This is a genomic window from Sodalis endosymbiont of Henestaris halophilus, from assembly GCF_900161835.1.
Taxonomy (GTDB): Bacteria; Pseudomonadota; Gammaproteobacteria; order Enterobacterales; family Enterobacteriaceae.
In genome coordinates this window covers 1106961-1127018 of the sequence record NZ_LT897836.1, presented here as the reverse complement: position 1 = coordinate 1127018, position 20058 = coordinate 1106961, and the positions used below count along the sequence as shown (strand labels likewise).

Sequence of the window (20058 nt, the reverse complement as noted above, 5' to 3'; positions counted from 1 at the left end):
CAGCAGCAAGCACATAATCATTTGCAAGATGCAAACCATGCTAATTTTATGATTTCAATCATTACTTGTTATAATAAATAGATTACTTATTATGTTGTACCTTACTTACAGTAATCACATAAAAAGAAATAAGAATTTCTATACAAAACCAAAACGAACTCTAACAGAAAAGTTAATTTTTAACCATTTTAGTTGCGCATTGTTAGTAACAATATAACAATAATATAATTAACCGGTTCTTGACCGAGCTATCCTATAGTTGTCACCTTTTCCTTAGTAGCATTAGCCCAGAGAGGCGGATAGTTACTTTAGTATATCTTTGCCCAGACTGGCGTGGATCATAAATCAAAGGCAAACCTCATCAAACATATTTAAAATATGGTTGAAAACCTGCAGTAATCTTAGAATCGCCTATTTAAATACACGAGATCATATTTATTATATTTATATCTATAATAAACGCGATGTCTGAGAAAAGATTAAATTTATTGCCGAATTCCGCGGCTTTGTCGGTGTGTGTTCGAAAACTAGTGAGACTAACAGCATGATCTTGCACCAATCTAGATGAACTAGTAGTACTACTGTACTGTAGTTTTACACTAAAATTGGTCACCTAAATTATAGAATATTATGCTTATTGCAATTTTAATTCTTAATAGGTGGCACAATAAGCAAAGCGTTAATTGCTAAATTTAAACTTTAATATAACCTCCACCTTACTTACTTGATTATAATCATACTGATGTAAAATACATATTCATTCATGAATGTTAGCCGTTTGACTGTAATTCGAACGTTAAACAAACTAAACACACAAGATCTAGCAATATGTTATATTCATATAACTAGATATTGATTGCAGTGGTTAAAAAAAAGACGATAGCCAGTTGCTCAGGTACAGGTCTACATAATTTAAACTTAGAAACAACTAATTTGCTAAGAAACCTAATTTTCTCGACCGTTAGTTTTCATTAACACAGTATAACTAGATTTGATGTGTCCACGTTAATGCCATCTAAAAGTTATGGGTTTATATGTAGGCAATGATATTGGATTTGTTCTCTCTAATACAATCTTAGTAGATTGCGTGATCTTAGACAACTATTAAAGAGTTATAATTACATCATATAGTTATATTTTAGGGTAGTTAGCAAATATTAGTTAACTACTATATCCTACCTAAATATCTGCGATAAACGCATCGCGCACAAAAGAACGGGTCAGCGCACTTCCATACTTGAAAGTTAACAAGGATCAATATGTTTTCCGAGCAGTTGTAAAGAAATCTTTTTCTAACCGTAGCTACCTTCCCTAAAAGTAACATGCTGACATTGATTATCTCTGGATAAATAACGTCACATTTTCCTGATCGATCTCATATCGATTTAATGGCTTAGTCATTGACTAATCTTTTAGTTAACTCCTAGCAAAACCACAGGAGTGGAAGACTGCTAAATAAATTCTTATGCTACGAGCGTGTTTTACACATCTAGCCGAGTCGCATGAGCTTCGGCACGCTTTTAATTTGGCCGCATTTAATCTTTTTGTACTTTTGAAATTAGCATTAGCCATACAAGTTCTTATCATAAATACCATATGTTGTTTTGCGTATAACACAGTGGCGACTTGTAAATTTATAACCAATGTCGCTAACGTGCAGTCTACCTAATCTTCCATTAGGATATATGTCTTAATTTTATCTGTTAAAGTAAATCCGACCTAGTCGTAGGTGATGATAATATACTAAATATATTCAGAAATATATCCGATATATAACTAGTATGTTCGTTTCTTGTTTACATACCGTCTCGTGACGAAATATGCGACGCACGTCAACGCTTTCCTTAAACAGCGCTCTGAATAGGGCACCAGTCAGGTATCATAGATACCTAAAATACTCGCAAGTTTCATAATAATTACGTTCTAGCTTGTGTAATTTTTGTATTAAACTATATTTGTGCCTCGCAAAATATCGGATCCTTTCAGTTAGTTACGACGATAAATGTTGGTTTAGAACCATATGTAATTTTAATTCCAGTACTCGTTAGCACGTGTTTTTGCGTTCACGTAAGTCGAACCCGACATTGTTTAGCGTCTGCATCGGTTCCTTGAACATATATTGTTCTTGACTTCGTAAGAACTTTATACTGATTAAAATATCGTAAGATAAACTTAGTGGATTTGGGATATAGTACAAGTAATCCCTCATAAGATCACTGGAAGTTTACAAGGTATCGGCAGAGCTAAATATGTCTGTTTATTTTACCCCTAATTCGTAAAGCCTGTTCAAAACAGTTTCTCGGTCGTTTCAAATTTTAGATATTGAAGGATTTCTATAACTAATACAACGTGTTATAGATAACAGCTAAAACTAACACAACTAATTAGCGTAATCTAGTATTTTGATGATAGTAGATAGTAAACGTTTGTTGCTTCACATAAAACGTCTACGATAATGCCAAGTGGCTTTTTAGCTCATTCACTTCTAGTTAAGTTAGGGCTTGCAGCCGTGTTCCCCCCCCCCAACTGTTGTGCTCGTCAGGTGCTACCACCATTTCATTTATTTCTTCGAGCCGGAAAAGTTGTTATACTTTCCTGGTAACGGCTGCTTGTTTCTTACTAGCGGATTGCGGTTGGCACCCGTTGTAACGTTTAACGCATACATATTTTCTGGTAGCATATATTTTGCAGTAACAGGGTTATCAAGTTATAACTCTATGCTAAATAGAAACTATTTAATCAAGCGGGCAGTATTTGCTATGAACAGCACTCTAGAACGATGTCATCATGACACTTTGCTAAAATATAACATTAACAAAAACAATAGATAATAGAGTAAAATGCTTGAACAAAACACCTTCTATCACTTTAATCCTCTTTTTAAAATTCCTATAACAGCAGCCTTTGATAATAACGAGAGTTGATGATTTTATCAGTACCAAATAAAAGACCCCATACAACTATAGCTTGCTATAGAACTCTTTATCGTACGATAACGCTCATAACCACCTGTTTTCGGTGGTGTTGCGATAATGCAACATGGCTTAATTCTGAATTAAGGCGGTAGTGCCGATATGGCAGTTGATTTATCTACATTATCAACTTCGAACATGTTATGAACAAACACATTCAGAAAAGTTCGTGAGGGATCCTTTCTGGTTTATCATCGTCAGTGAGCGGAATCTGCTGCATTTAATTATGGATAATTACTAATGCCGATATCGATAGGCTTAAATCGAGTTAAATAGTGTTTTCCTCAATCATCTGGGAGTTAATTTAGTGAAACCGTTGAGGGCAACATCCTGACACGCACCAAAACCGTTCATAGCGTTGTGGTAGTTACGATTACAGCTTCTCTTGAGTCTGTTAAGACTCCTAATTGAGGAAAACGTAACATAATAAATACCAATTGTCTTTCTCACATTTTGTCATCAAAACTCTAGCTGTTGAGCATATTGGTAGCCGACTGAATAAATTAGAAGAATTAATACTAGTAATATAGTGAGACCTCACTTCCTAGACCTAGAAGTTACCTAGCTTAGGTAAGCTATTAGGAATATTACTCATGATGTGTACCTGAGAGGTACGCATCATGCTGGTAACGCCTCATGCTTATAAAAAGCAACTAATTTCTGTCGAAGTTAGCATTATTTTTTTGCTAGAAGGACGGTAAGTGCCTCTACTTATAGTTGTGTACTTATGCTACAGATAATAATAAAATACACGCATGCCGATTTTGCATATTAATCGCCGTTTCACTTTTCTAATTAGCGATACATGTTGTTTGGATCCCAGGAAATGGTCTGGCATCAACGAACGTTCTACTTTTAGTATGCTAAGTGTAGCACCCAAAAGCTATATTGCCTAGAAGGTATGTTACACATCATTAGTATGTGTTTAATATAAAATTAATGGCAACTCGCTATCCCCGTCCAGACATTGCTTTAGTATTTGTAATAATGCTTATAAATGCGTAACTAACTTGTTTAATACCTCATGGTGGAATATTATATTAACTAGTTTTTCTAGATGCCTTGATGATAAATGCAACTGCATTTCATTGATATCAATAAATAGTACACGATAACTTTATTTCTCAATGCCGTCGGCAGCGTTCAATATAAACTAATTCATTTTAGGAGGCGAGAAAGTAATTGTTATAGCAGATTCTGTAAAGATTGTTTTAACCCCCATAACGTGGTAATATTAGCCTATAATTTTCACTATGCGCAGTTAGTAGTGTCAAAGACAACGTGTCCTTACCAGGAAAAGGTCACGTTGACCAACCTAATAAAATTAATCAGTAAGTAAAAACATAGTTAGTGAAATCTAGATTAACATATAAAGTATTTGATAATTTAAGCCGTAGTCAAAAGCAGCGAAATTGCGTCAGCACTTATAAATTAAGTAACTAAACGATCCGGTAACCGGCTATTATATTACTATCTTGCTATACTCTGATGCCAGATTATGTTAGATATTTGTATAGGTTGTGCAGTTTTTAAAAACAGAGAGTTATTATACTTGTTTGCCTCAAAACAATAAAATGTATATGGCGATTTTATTCCATTTTTATCGGCTAGCAGCGTACTGTTGAATTTACATTATAGAGTATTTTGTTATTATGGTATAAGAACGCTGGATTACGTCTAGCATTGCTTATGTCTACAATTAAAGTTATTGTACGTTGTAATTAACGCGGTTTCATGAGATGTTTCCTGCATAGACTGTTACGCAGGATAAATAATAACGACAAGCATTATATATAATTAATAATGCTCTAGTGTAAAATAGTTTGTCTGCAACCTGTGCTTGATAACAAAAAAAAGGTGGCATGAAAATAACCGAGGTCGACCAGGTCGTATGAGGATTAAATTACTAATATTTGCGTTAAGTTACTCCCAGTTATAAGAAATAAATAGTAATTGTTTCAACCTGGCACGGAACAAGTGTAAAGCTTTTGTAAGAGAAAAACCTAAACTGATGATTTAGATCAAAGCTACAATAGACAAAACATGAATAATTTGTTATTTTTAACATAGTTTAAATGTAATTAGTATTACCAATTGACTCCGTTAACATTTGCCGAGAAAATAAAATGATTTATAGTAAGATCCGTCAATATTAGGTGCATGTAATATAATGAACAAAATTTGGAATATTTAATTCTGTAAGATGCCGGCAGCGCCTAATGAAGATCTCTTCTCGTGTGTGAACTTACTAACCAAATTAACATATTTTGCTTTTATCGCTGCGGAAAAACTATCCTAGCTTGCAAGATCCAAAGCTTGCTGATACGAAAAAAGGAGAGGAAGTTGGCATTTGTTTAACGTAATTTATAGTAAAGCTTGAGTTATTCGCTGCTAGCACTATTTATTAAACATTCTGAATTTAAATATTACCTGTTATCATTCCCGCCATGCCCTTGAAAACATTTAGCACTTATTTTGTGTAGCCGCGGCGCGGTAACGAGTAAGATTTCGATTATTTCCGTAATGCTATAAGACAATTATAGCGCGCAATACAACTACAATCTAGACGCGGTATTCGCCCATGCCATCATGAATTATTAAATTAATGTCACCGATTCTACCCATGATGCATTTTGTGTTGCATCTGACTTACTGCATGAGGCTAATACTGAAAAACAAATATTCGTCAATATTTTCTTGAGTTTCTTTACTAGCGCCAGAAAATAGCTAGTGCTAACAATTGCTTCGATATTCTTAAGCAACGCTTTAGAAAAGTACTTTAGGAATAAAAATTAGGGGGTGTCCACGCGGCAACAGAGCTATGTGGTTTGCCTTCCTATGATCTGATTGTTAGAGTATTAGGAAGAATATGCGTCAACTAAACTAATTTTAAAGAAAGATAGATAAGGAATATCCCATGTCAGAATGTTTATACAATGACGTGGATCCGATCGAAACACGCGAATGGCTGCAAGCGATCGAATCGGTTATCCGTGAAGAAGGTATTGAGCGCGCGCAATTCCTGATTGAACAGGTGTTAAATGAAGTGCGCAAAAACGGGTTAGGCATAGCACAAAATGCTGTGGAGCGTAATTACATCAATACAATTCCAGTCGAGGAGGAACCAAAGTATCCGGGTAACTTGGAATTAGAACGCCGTATCCGTTCCGCTATTCGTTGGAACGCTGTCATAACTGTGCTGCATGCATCTAAGAAAAATTTAGAATTGGGCGGTCACATGGCGTCATTTCAATCTTCCGCCACAATTTATGAAGTATGCTTTAATCACTTTTTTAGAGCGCGCAATGATAAAGATGGTGGTGACATGGTCTATTTCCAGGGCCACATATCCCCTGGTATATATGCCAGAGCCTTCCTTGAAGGACGCCTCAGCGAAGATCAGATGAATAATTTTCGCCAAGAAGTGGACTGCAAAGGCCTCTCGTCTTATCCACATCCTAAACTGATGCCGGAATTCTGGCAGTTCCCAACAGTATCGATGGGTCTCGGACCTATTAACGCGATTTATCAGGCAAAATTTCTTAAATATCTGAATGATCGCACGTTAAAAGACACTAGCAATCAAACTGTGTACGCTTTTTTGGGCGACGGCGAAATGGACGAGCCAGAATCTAAGGGTGCTATAACTATAGCGGCGCGCGAGAAACTGGATAATTTGGTGTTTATCATAAACTGTAACCTACAACGTTTGGATGGTCCGGTAACCGGTAACGGTAAGATCATCAGCGAACTAGAAGGCGTGTTTAGCGGTGCCGGATGGGAAGTGATTAAAGTAGTCTGGGGTAGCCGCTGGGACGAGCTCTTACGCAAAGAAACTTCTGGCAAATTGGTTCAATTAATGAACGAAACTGTCGATGGTGACTACCAGACCTTAAAATCGAAAAATGGCGCCTACGTGCGCAAACACTTCTTCGGGAAATATCCGGAAACCGCTGATTTGGTAAAAGATATGAGCGACGATGAGATATGGTCGCTAAATCGAGGCGGCCACGATCCAAAGAAAATCTATGCTGCTCTACAAAAAGCAAAGAATACTATCGGCAAACCAGTGGTAATTCTTACCCACACGATTAAGGGCTATGGCATGGGTTTGACCGCGGAAGGTATGAATATTGCACATCAGGTAAAAAAAATTAACATTGAAGGGATACGTTACTTCCGCGATCGTTTCAACCTAAGCATTATTACCGACGATAAAATACAATTACTGCCCTATATCACCTTTGATGAAGGATCCGAAGAGCATACGTATTTGCACGAGCGTCGCAAAGCATTGCATGGGTATCTGCCGAGCCGTTTGAATGGCTTTACCAATCCGCTAGAGCTACCTACGCTTGAGGATTTTGCCCCCCTCTTAGGAGAGCAAAAGAAAGAAATATCTACTACTATCGCTTTTGTACGTGTGCTAAACGTAATGCTGAAGAATACATCGATCAAGGATCGATTGGTTCCGATTGTCGCCGACGAAGCTCGTACCTTTGGTATGGAAGGACTGTTCCGCCAAATAGGCATTTATAGCCCTCACGGCCAGCAGTATACTCCACAGGACCGCGAACAGTTATCTTATTACCGAGAAGACAAAAAGGGGCAGATCCTGCAGGAAGGAATCAATGAGCTGGGAGCAGCCTCCTCTTGGCTAGCGGCTGCCACCTCTTATAGCACTAATAATTTCCCGATGATCCCTTTTTACATTTTTTACTCTATGTTTGGGTTTCAGCGTATCGGCGATTTGTGCTGGGCGGCTGGCGATCAGCAAGCACGTGGTTTCCTAATCGGTGGAACCTCTGGGCGGACTACTCTTAACGGTGAAGGGTTGCAGCATGCAGATGGTCATAGCCATATTCATTCGCTAACTATACCGAATTGCATTTCTTACGATCCGGCCTATGCCTATGAAGTCGCAGTTATCATGCATGATTGTTTGATCCGAATGTACGGTGATAAGCCAGAAAATATCTACTGCTATCTGACCACGTTGAACGAAAACTACGCCATGCCGGCTATGCCAAAGGGAGCCGAAGAAGGTATTCGCAAAGGAATCTATAAGCTAGAAACAATAGAAGGAAAAAAAGGCAAAGTGCAGTTGATGGGTTCAGGCGCTATTTTACGCCACGTGCGCGAAGCGGCGAAAATACTGTTAGGAGAATATGAAGTAGGTTCCGATGTTTACAGCGTGACTTCGTTCACCGAACTAGCGCGCGATGGGCAAGATTGCGAGCGCTGGAATATGCTACATCCGACCGAAACGCCGCGTGTGCCGTATGTAGCTACAGTACTGAACGATGCGCCGGCCGTAGCGTCCACTGACTATATGAAACTGTTCGCTGAACAGATCCGCAATTTTATTCCTGCAAGTCAATTCCGCGTTTTGGGCACAGACGGTTTCGGCCGTTCCGATAGCCGTGAAAACTTGCGTTATCACTTTGAAGTAGACGCTAGCTATGTAGTAGTTGCAGCGCTAAGTGAATTAGCCAAACTTGGTGATATCAGCGTAGATTTGGTGGCGCAGGCTATTAAAAAATTCAACATAAATGCTGACAAAGTTAACCCGCGCCTGGCCTAAAGAGGTATAGTAAATCATGGCTATTGAAATCAACGTACCAGATATCGGTGCAGATGAAGTTGAAGTCACAGAAGTTCTAGTCAGCGTAGGCAATAAAGTTAAAACTGAGCAGTCGCTGATTACCCTAGAAGGCGACAAAGCGTCAATAGACGTGCCGGCTCCTTTTGCAGGTACTGTCAAAGAGATCAAAATTAATGTTGGTGACAAGGTCAGCACCGGATCGTTTATTATGGTGTTAGAAGTAGAAGATCATCAGCCTGATGTTGCAACTGGCAAAGACATCGGGGCAAAAACTTCCCCTGCGTTAGCAACCAATGTTAACAAAATAGTTACTTCTCCCGCCTTGTTGCCAGCCCAAAGTAAAGGCGAATTAGCTGATAATGACGCTTACGTGCATGCTACCCCAGTTATTCGACGACTAGCGCGAAAACTTGGCGTCAACTTGTCAAAAGTAAAAGGTACTGGGCGCAAAGGACGCATTTTACGCGAAGATATTCAGGAGTACGTCAAAAATATGGTCAAACGTACCGAAGATGCCGATACTCGTACGTTACCGATCTTGCTGTCGTGGCCGAAGGTAAACTTCAGCGAATTCGGTGATACTAAAGAGGTGGATTTAAGCCGAATACAAAAAATATCTGGCGCTAACTTGCATCGCAACTGGGTGTTGATCCCCCATGTAACCCAGTTCGACGAAGCTGATATAACCGAATTGGAAGTCTTCCGAACACAGCAGAATGCCGAATTCAAAAAGAAACAGCTAGATGTAAAAATCACTTTATTGGTGTTCATTATGAAGGCAGTCGGCAAGGCGTTGGAGGAGTTACCGCGTTTTAACAGCTCGCTGTCCGACAATGTCCAGAAGCTAATTCTAAAACAATACATTAATATTGGAGTAGCAGTAGAAACTCCGAATGGTCTGGTGGTGCCAGTTTTTCGTGATGTGAATAAAAAAGGCATCGTGGAACTATCGCGCGAGCTGACAGAGATCTCAAAAAAGGCACGTGCCGGCAATCTTCCGTTGTCGTATACGCAGGGCGGCTGTTTTACCATTTCTAGTTTGGGTGGCATCGGTGGTACGGCGTTCACTCCTATTATCAATGCCCCGGAAGTAGCAATACTCGGTATATCCAGATCATCAATGAAACAGATTTGGAGGGGTAAAGAGTTCGAGCCACGGCTGATGTTGCCGTTATCATTATCTTATGATCATCGGGTCATTGACGGCGGCGATGGTGCACGCTTTATCAGCTGTATCAATCAGATAACATCTGATATCCGATGCTTAGTAATGTAAGACCCAAGTATGCTCTATCTGCTGGCATGCTTGTTTTTTTTGCAGTGACTTAGACGGCACCAAATTGCCGTCGAAGTCACCTACTAAACGTACGCTATCGTCATATATTTTGTGGTTTATTTTACATTTCTGCAAACTATGCGCGGTGGATATGTCCAGTGGACAAATAATGAAGAGGTCATGATGAGTACTGAAATAAACACTCAGGTAGTAGTACTTGGGGCTGGTCCGGGCGGTTATTCCGCAGCATTTCATTGTGCTGATTTAGGGTTAAAGACCGTGCTGGTAGAACGTTATTCAAACTTAGGTGGCGTTTGTTTAAACGTAGGATGTATCCCCTCCAAGGCTTTGTTGCACGTAGTTAAAGTCATTAAAGAAGCTACAGCGCTCAGCAAAACAGGCATTGTCTTTAGTGCACCACAAATTGATATCAATAACGTACGCGCCTGGAAAGAAAAAGTTGTCAAGCAGTTAACCAGCGGTTTGAGCGATATGGCTAAAGCGCGTAAGGTGCAGGTAGTACACGGTTACGGTAAATTTACTGGTGCCAATACTATGCGAGTAGAAGGAAAAAACAGCACTACAATAGTCAACTTTGACAATGCCATCATTGCTGCAGGATCTTCTCCAATCCAATTACCGTTTATCCCCCATAAAGACTATCGAGTATGGGATTCCACAGATGCGCTTGCCTTGACCTCAGTGCCGCAGCACCTGCTAGTGATGGGTGGAGGGATTATTGGTCTCGAAATGGCCACCGTATATCATCGTCTCGGATCGACAATCGACGTAGTAGAAATGTTTGATCAGGTTATCCCGGTAGTTGATAAGGATGTGGTAAAAGTCTTTACTAAACACATTAGTTCCCATTTTAACCTAATTCTAGAAACTAAAGTTACCGCGGTGGAAGCCAAAGAAGACGGCGTATATGTTAGCATGGAAGGAAAAGAAAAGACGATAAAATCTCAGCGTTATGACGCAATTCTGGTTGCCATTGGTCGCGCGCCAAACGGTAAACTACTAGATGCCTGCCAGGCCGGAGTAAAAGTAGACAATCACGGTTTTATTCGTGTCGACACACAAATGCGCACTAATGTGCCTCACATTTACGCCATCGGCGATATAGTCGGCGAGCCAATGCTCGCGCATAAAAGCATTCATGAGGGCCACATAGCAGCAGAAGTTATCACCGGTAAGAAACACCATTTCGATCCAAAAGTTATTCCATCTATCGCGTATACTGAACCTGAAATAGCTTGGGTTGGTTTGACGGAAAAAAAAGCAAAAGAAGAAGGTATTAACTATGAAGTCGCCACTTTTCCATGGACGGCATCTGGCCGAGCTATTGCTTCCGACTGTCAGCATGGCATTACTAAACTTATTTTTGATAAAAAAAACCACCGGGTGATCGGTGGCGCGGTAGTCGGCGTAAATGGTGGTGAACTACTAGGCGAAATTGGGCTAGCAATTGAAATGGGCTGCGAGGCGGCAGATATTGCACTGACAATTCATGCGCACCCTACGCTCTATGAATCGGTAGGTTTAGCAGCCGAAATTTACGAAGGTACCATTACCGACCTACCTAACGCTAAAGCAAAGAAAAAAAGTAATTTCTAGTGTATTAGAATTAAATAACAATGCAGTAAATATGTTAAAATAAAAATTTTACTTCATTACTAATGTAACATTTATTTTTTGATCTAAAGATCCAGGTTTAAAGGATTTTAATGATCTTTATCTTTTTATGTATTTTATGGATGTGCTTGCACAATATATGCAAGGAAAATCTAATAATAAGATCTCCATCTTATTCACATGAAATAAGATAAACTGCAATCATCGGTGAACTTACGATGCCTATAAGTATGTGCTTGCGCTAAAATAATACTTGTCAAGATGACAGGGTGAACACAATAAATGTTAGTGTGGCTTGAATGCTCTCTGCCATGACGCAGATTACTAATCTCCGTGCTAGCGATAAGAATCTCATTCTTTTTTATTCCATCGCCATTATATAGTTTATAATATCCAGCTAGGTTCCTAAAACCATAGTTGTTCTATAGAGTTAACAAGATAAACAGGTAAGCAATTACTGTAAGAGGCTAGTCTCAGGAGAGAGATTATACTACTCATGTAGTTAAAGTCTTATGCTAACCTGACTTTTGATTATTCAACAAATAAAAAATTACAGCCAACATATAGCATCCTTAAACGGACAAATTGATCTTCAACCAGAATAAAGATCAGCTATTAGCTGATCAGTCCTCGGTAAGAAACCTCTATCTAGAAACGGTAGATAGACAAACCTTCTCAAGGTTGTCATCGATCCACAAATAAATCAAATTTAAGATTATATGTAAAAAAAGAAAATGCAGCATTGAAATGAAAAATAAAACCCTAAAAAAAACTACAGCGCTTTTGATGTTTTACTAATTCAGAAGTTATAGGTAATTAATAAACTTAGTGTATAATCACTAATTTAATTGCTGCGTCAGATTTATCATTTTATCTCAAATGAATCATAATCTATCATGCTTTATTAAAATATGCATGAGTTGGTCAAAAAGCTTGTAAAAAATAACGGTGTCACCACACTGAATTAGTACAGCTATTTTATACAAACACTGATTATAGTAAGGTTTTACTAATGCTAAATCATGAATATAAACAAGCAGGCTATGAATACCTTAAAATACCTGATTTCTCGACCGCCGCAGCAATATTAATAGAGCTTATTATGGTATTTATTGTAACCAAATATTGCTAATACTAAATAGAGAAATGCTAGTCTTACCTATTGGTATTAAATAATTTATTCTCCCATAAACTGATATGATTGAGGGGGATACTTATTTTTAGACTTAGAGTCCAAAATCGTTAAATTTACTTCAGACAAGCTGGGAACTTTATGGGTAGCTTTATAGTGCGTGTTTTTTACAGTCACTCAAGCAAGCTTATACTATATTGTTAAATAACACACGCAAAGGTTATCTAGGTAACTACTATAAAAACAGATAGATGATGCGGTAACCTAAATGCAGAATTAGTACTAGGAATGGGATTTTCTTATTATATTGCAGTAAAATTTGCTACTCCTACCGCGATGATATAAGCAGGTGGCGCATAATGACTTACTTAATCAGTATCAAGAAGGTTTAAGGTTAAGTTAATTAGCTTTAACTGCTCTTATAAAAATTTAAAAATGGGCGGTAACAATACTTGTAAACATTATAAAAGTGAGATGTGACTGACCATGTCGTTTTGGTGCCTTAACAGCAATTTTTTAAAAAAAAACTGACTTTACAATAGTAAAAGAAGAAAAGTAAAGACGATATCGATATATTAACAATAATTATAAAAACCTAACATAAATTAGTAACAACTGTGCAACAGTTGAATATAACCTGAGATTTTTTAAAAAAACAATAAACAAAAACTAATACAGAAAATAAAGTGGTGCATCCGGGAGGATTCGAACCCCCGACCGCTCGGTTCGTAGCCGAGTACTCTATCCAACTGAGCTACGGATGCAATGTAGATGTACAGTAAATGGCGATGAAGGAGGGATTCGAACCCTCGATACAGTTTTTACCATATACTCCCTTAGCAGGGGAGCGCCTTCAACCTCTCGGCCACTTCACCTACACAACGGTACTGTGGACTATCTGCAACTGCGTAACTTGCGTATTATTACTTTCTAGACTTGATAAGTCAAACTTTTTTGCCGATATAGAGAAAAGAGATATTACAATGCCCACGCAACTTATTTTTTATTAACAGAGATACATATCGTTAGAATAACTATTCTTTAATGTCTAGTAAAGAAGCTATTACGCGGAGCAGCGCCTCGTAAAAATAAGGCGCTAAAAGTAGATTAATAAAGAGTCTGTTACAATTTTTCAGCTTGGATACGTTGGTATATTTCTTCGCGGTGCACAGAAATTTCTTTAGGAGCATTAACACCAATACGAACTTGGTTGCCTTTAACGTCTAAAACAGTAACCGTAACCTCATCGCCAATCATGAGGGTTTCACCAATTCGACGAGTCAGAATAAGCATGCTTTGCTCCTTGAAAGATTAAAATAGTCAGATCTTTTAGTTTCCTATTGTTTTCTATCATATACCGCAAAAGATGTAATGCAGTATGCATGTAACTACCTGATAGCCGCACAAGAGCTTTTCATATCCGGTATGAGATTAGTTCGCGATATGGCCGGATGCCATAAAGTTATGTTGTTCGTTACAATAAATTCTTATCCCACCTAGAGCCTTGCGGCTAGCAGTGTATCTACACTTTTCAATGCGATCGGCAAGGACGCAGTATCACCGCCTCCCGCCGAGGCCAGATCGGGGTGTCCGCCTCCTTTCCCTCCAACCTGTTGCGATAGGTGATCAACAATGTCACTTGCTTTGACCCGATTAGTCAAATCTTTGGTTACCCCGGCAATTAGGCTAACTTTACCTCGCACTTCCGTGGCAAGCACGATAACTGCCGATCCCAATTGGTTTTTCAAATCTTTTACCATAATAGACAGCATCTTAGGATCTGCATTTTTCAGATGACATACCAGCACTTTGACACCGCTAATGTAGCGCACATTGCGACCTAGTGTTGCAATTTCCTGCGCAGCCTGTTGGCTTTTTAATTGCTGAAGACTTTTCTCCAATTGACGAGAATGCGCTTGCAGCGCACGCACTTTATCTACTACTGTTTGATTGTTGCCCTTCACCAACTTAGCAACTTGATGCATTTGATCTCTTTGTCGATGAAGCAAAGCCAGCGCCTCTTCGCCGGTAACTGCTTGAATACGACGGATACCAGAGGCAGTACCGGATTCAGAAGTGATACAAAACAAGCCGATATCACCTGTACGACTAGCATGAGTTCCACCGCACAGTTCAATGGAGAAATCACCCATTCTTAACACCCTGACCTGAGTCTCGTATTTTGCATCGAACAACGCCATGGCTCCTTTATTACGGGCGTCCTCTAGCGCCATAATATCTGTATGAATGGGAAGGTTGCGGCGGATCTGCTTATTGACAATATCTTCTACCAAGCGAACCTGTTCAGGTCTCATCGGGTCTTTATAGGAGAAATCAAAACGCAGGACTTTGTTATTGACTAACGATCCCTTTTGTCTAACATGTTCACCAAGCACCTGACGTAAGGCCGCATGTAGCAAATGGGTGGCCGAATGATTGAGGCTAACGCGCATGCGGTGTATTTTATCCACCTTTGCCGCAACTTGTGTGCCCAGTTTCAGTTCACCATATCTGAGTGTGCCAAGGTGGCCTAGCATCTTACCGTATTTCTGTGTATGAGTCACCTCGAATAACCCAGAAGATGATTTTAATACGCCTATATCGCCTACTTGTCCTCCTGATTCGCCATAAAACGGTGTTGCGTCAATTACCACCATTGCTTCGTTATCTTTATAAATAACATCAACAGGTTGGCCATAACGGCATATTGCGGTCACTTGCCCATGATGCTCAAGCTGTTCATAGCCTAAGAAACGGGTTGTTTCAGCTATTAACAACAAATTGTTGTAATCAGAACCAAAACCGCTCAATGCGCGAGCACGTTTGCGCTGTGCAGTCATGGCGTGTTCAAAACCTACTTGATCGATGCGTATGTTGCGTTCCCGGCAAACATCAACGGTTAAATCCAGTGGAAAACCGTAAGTATCGTACAGGCGAAAAGCGGTTTTACCGTCGAGGGTATCACCAGTCATTTTATACAATTCTTCTTCTAGTAAAGATAGGCCGCGCTCCAGCGTGTTAGCGAACTGATCCTCTTCGGCACGTAGTACTTGTTCTACCATATGTTGTTGCTGGTTTAATTGTCTAGCAACGCTACCCATAACCGCGATGAGTGGTGCAACCAACTTATAGAAAAAGGGGGCGTCGACACCCAACATTTTGCCGTGACGAATAGCGCGGCGGATGATGCGGCGTAGAACATAACCTCTGCCCTCATTGGACGGCATGACCCCGTCGCTGACCAAGAAAGAGCAAGAGCGAATATGATCGGCAATAACTTGCAAATACTTGCTGTCAGGATTTCTGGCGCTGGTTACCTGAGCCGTAGCGTCGATCAGTTGTTTAAACAAGTCTATATCATAGTTCGAGTTGACATGTTGCAATACCGATGCAATACGTTCCAACCCCATGCCAGTATCCACTGAGATTTTTGGCAACGGTAACATAGTTCCATCAGATTGACGATTGAATTGCATAAAAACCAAGTTCCAGATCTCGATGTAACGATCACCATCGTTTTCCGAGATGCCCGGAGGACTACCCAAAATATGTTCACCTTGATCGTAAAAAATTTCCGAGCAAGGTCCGCAAGGACCTGTATCGCCCATTTGCCAGAAATTATCTGAGGCATAGGCCCTACCTTTATTATCGCCAATATATATGATGCGCTCGGTTGATACCCCTATCTCTTTAGTCCAAATGTTATAGGTTTCATCATCGGTAGCGTAGACCGTCACCCACAGATTTTCTTTTGGCAGGTTGAACCATTGTTTACTTGTCAAACATTCCCAAGCAAAGCCAATAGCATCATATTTGCAATAGTCACCAAAACTAAAATTCCCCAGCATCTCAAAAAAGGTGTGATGACGCGCAGTATAACCTACTTTCTCCAAATCATTATGCTTGCCGCCAGCGCGTACACATCGCTGCGATGTGGTAGCACGACGATAAGAACGGCTATCTAATCCTAGGAAAACATCCTTGAACTGATTCATACCGGCATTAGTAAACAGCAATGTTGAATCGTTATCAGGCACCAATGAGCTACTTTCCACCACCTGATGTCCTTTGCTATGGAAAAAATCGAGAAACGCTTGACGGATTTCAGCAGTGCTGTTGCTCATGGTTGGTCCGAAATAATGCATAAAGATTAAGTCGTAAATAAAATAGCGCAAAATAATAAGGCACTATAGTAGTATTTAACTTCATAAAAATTATGAAGAAGATTAATTTTCTTTAGTGTAAAGCACAATCACCCATACTATATATTTACAAATTTATTGTATAAATAAATTATACTTTATAGCAAAAGCCAAGTAATAGAAAATAATGCTGTACTTTGATTTTGGTATGCATATTAACAGATAGCGGTTACTTAATTTTTTACTAATATGACGAAGGTCCTATTAAAGTCATTTTGGTGATAATTTTTGCATCAGTTTCATACGAATAATTTGTAGATCATAGTATGATTTACTCAAAAGATTCATATAGCAACAAGCCACACGCTGATCGTAAAACCTATTATAGGCCATAATAGGTAAGCAAATTGTTTATTTTATCTTGTTTTGGCGCGCAATGCAAGTTGGTATTGCGTATAAGCGTGTATTGCTCACGCAAGTAATAGCTCTTGCTATCAACAGCCCCCAGCTTAGATTAATGCAGCAGCTCCGTTGAACTTTTATCGTGGAATAAAAACAGCCTCCAAAGTATAGTTAGGGTATGCAGACCGACTGCGTCAGCAACCTAACGCTACGTAGTTGGGATCGTGCCTCATAGCCAATCTATTAAATCTCTACTTTCACTAGCAACTTCATTATTGATTATTACATTTCTATTAAGATTGTTACCATCGGTTTTGTAGCGCAATATGCGTGCGTATTTTTTATTACTACTAACGATTATAGTAGAATTCCACGAAAAAGCAGGGATTTTTCTTGTTTTGCTAAATTTTATCACAGTAGGCTATTAAGCACCCGTTTTATCTTTTAGTAGCAATTTTGCTTGACTCTCAGATCGACAAGTGCACTGTAACTTATTGATAATTTTCACAGTAAACAATCTAAATTTTGGCTTATTTGAACGGTGTCGTAATTTTATTCTACAATGTGACCCAAGTTTTATTACGCATCATTAAATGCCAGCTCTAACTAGTTTATTACAGCCGGTATTATAGAAAACGATGCGTAAAATTACGCATCAGTAATGCCTCTGTAGTGTTTTGCGGATTATCGAATATGACAACAATCGTTATGAAGATCTATAATTAACGTATTCGTATTTACCAAATTTCCCTGTGGTTTTAGCATCGTCCAGTTCATCATTAGCTATTCAGACAGATTTATATACGAATCGCTGATATTACCTTCAATTTCTGCTTCGACATCCGTATCGCTAATATAATCAACTATGATAACTTTTATCACCCTTGATAAAGTCAAAGCATCCCAGGTTTTCAAATGTTTTGGCCGTTGTTTATTTAGAAATGCAAATGATTATTGATGTCTACGCTGAAATTTTCAACGTAAAAGCATGAAATTGCATTCAGTATCGATAAAAACGCAGATTTTTTGTCCTGCGCATGTTTCTACTGAGATGCTCTGTTGAGCTAAAGTACCTTTACTAGATAATTCCCGACCATAAACCTGCAATGATACAGTACTATCTGCATCTCAGCTGCAGTCATTGCGATATTTAGAGAAAATAACTTATGGATATTTTTTCGATACTCATAGTTTGATCTTTACCTAAACGTAAGATAAAATATTTGCCGATTTTCACTTTGGCTCAGCGCTGTTGCTAATGATTTTGTTTTTTATTAAAAGTCAATGACATTCCTCTCAATCGTGGGGTGATGTTATTATCTTTTACTAACGATATGTAACTAGCTAGATTAAGTATACTGTATAAATATACAGAATCAGGCGTATTACATAAAAGTGCGCAAGAAATGTTGTGAAAGAGAAAGTACTACCTAATAACGCTATGTGCCTCTGTTTCTCTCAAAATGCATAAACCAGAAAATAACTCGTCATCTGAGGTAGCAAAACCGAGCCATAACGCGTGTCTTCCGGTTTTTTTAAACGTACTGCTGACGGGATTGCCCATAACTTATATTACCATCGCTTAGTAGGTAGTGAAGATGAGCATTGCTTCGCAGATCATTTTTGCATCACAGAAAATACTCAACATTTTATGTTGTTCTATAGACCAAAGCGGAAAGTCAAACAAGTCAGTTGTAACTGGTTGCTTTAGGTGATAAATATGAACTCAGGTAAGTGCTAAGCGAGTATGATTATCTGTCGCGTGTTATAATTTTATCTTTAACTTATATAGCTTCATAAGCTCGTATATACACAACTTAGTGTGTAGTAGCTATCAATTTATGCTTATAAGCACTGCATTCCAACTATATTCTATGAGGCTTATCTTGCGTTACGATCTATTCAGAAATAATCATGCCAAATAACTTTAGTATTGTGATTAAGTAACTTTACATTTACCACAACGTGGATGTAGGTTGCAGATAATGAAATTAAAATTTTCTTAACTTTATAACTTTTTATACTAATAAAAATTTATGATTTTATTCGTTTAACAACGAAAGCGATAAATAACGCGGATTTTGATGTGAATCTAAGCCTTATGGTAATTGAAAGCTATGTGTTTAAGGTCAAGTTTATCGAATAGATGTAAAATCGCCTTTGGTTTTATTAGATAGATCGCCGTTCAATAAATTATCCTCACATACTATGAGTGTGATTATGAAATCAGCTACGAAACCAAACGTAATAGATTTAGCCAGGTATTAAGCACACTATTTAATAAAGCGCACACTATAAAGATAATAGCACTATAAAAGATTAATCAGTCAGCGCACTAATTTGCAATTGTGAAATGTCATGCCGTGTTTGTTGAACAACTCCAGAAACTCTAATAAAATTAGCGGGATCGTTAATTAACTGATACTGATGCTTGTTATGGTTTTTAGCAAAGAACAAGCACTAATCATTAATTCCATGTGGAAAAGGGAAGCCTGATTGTGATCAATATCCTCCTTGATCTGCACGCAAATCATTCCTATTTAAGTCATGGATAGGCTATAGAAGAATGGTTTTAGGTTAATGTCGCAAAGATGTTTTTGAAATTTTATGGTGCTATTTTTATTTGCAAATCGGCGCTTGGAAACCAGTAGGGAGAGGATAATACTAATCCTGTTTGCGGCTAATCGGATGCATTTTAGCAAATTGTATTGTGGGTAAGTCTGCATAGGCAAGTCCATGTTCATACACGGGCTCTTGCTGGGTAAACAGTCTGAGATATGTATTACTGAGGATAAGCGCGGCAGTAAGTGAAGTAGTTTGCTGTGCACAATACTCCCAACTTCGGGTCACTTACCGTTGTTGCCCCATTATGGCTTGTGCAACATCTGTCAGTA

General features: G+C 38.7%; 5 protein-coding genes and 2 tRNA genes. 3 read left to right on the top strand and 4 right to left on the bottom strand.

The window, feature by feature from the left end; genetic code table 11:
* Positions 1–5889: 5889 nt before the first annotated feature.
* The 3 genes from aceE to lpdA all read left to right on the top strand — a co-directional run bounded on the left by aceE (position 5890) and on the right by lpdA (position 11470).
* Positions 5890–8556: a pyruvate dehydrogenase (acetyl-transferring), homodimeric type gene (gene aceE, locus HBA_RS02425; RefSeq protein ID WP_097032430.1), complete on the top strand. Its 2667-nt coding sequence runs from the start codon at positions 5890–5892 to the stop codon at positions 8554–8556.
* A 16-nt stretch (positions 8557–8572) separates the two neighbouring features.
* The gene (gene aceF, locus HBA_RS02420) at positions 8573–9853 is read left to right on the top strand and encodes a dihydrolipoyllysine-residue acetyltransferase (protein WP_097032429.1); all 1281 of its coding nucleotides are present in this window, start codon (positions 8573–8575) and stop codon (positions 9851–9853) included.
* Positions 9854–10036: 183 nt separating this feature from the next.
* Positions 10037–11470: a dihydrolipoyl dehydrogenase gene (gene lpdA / locus HBA_RS02415; RefSeq protein ID WP_097032624.1), complete on the top strand. Its 1434-nt coding sequence runs from the start codon at positions 10037–10039 to the stop codon at positions 11468–11470.
* A 1837-nt stretch (positions 11471–13307) separates the two neighbouring features.
* On the opposite strand, the gene HBA_RS02410 is transcribed toward lpdA, so the two are convergent.
* The 4 genes from HBA_RS02410 to alaS form a co-directional block, all read right to left on the bottom strand.
* Positions 13308–13384 (bottom strand) — tRNA-Arg (locus HBA_RS02410).
* Positions 13385–13403: 19 nt separating this feature from the next.
* Positions 13404–13495: transfer RNA gene (locus HBA_RS02405), tRNA-Ser, on the bottom strand.
* 247 nt (positions 13496–13742) lie between these two features.
* Positions 13743–13913 carry a carbon storage regulator CsrA gene (csrA, locus tag HBA_RS02400; protein ID WP_097032428.1) on the bottom strand — a complete coding sequence of 57 codons (171 nt, stop codon included), beginning with the start codon at positions 13911–13913 and terminating at the stop codon, positions 13743–13745.
* 203 nt (positions 13914–14116) lie between these two features.
* Complete coding sequence (gene alaS / locus HBA_RS02395; RefSeq protein ID WP_097032427.1) at positions 14117–16744, bottom strand: alanine--tRNA ligase; 2628 nt, start codon at positions 16742–16744, stop codon at positions 14117–14119.
* Between the last annotated feature and the right edge of the window lie 3314 nt (positions 16745–20058).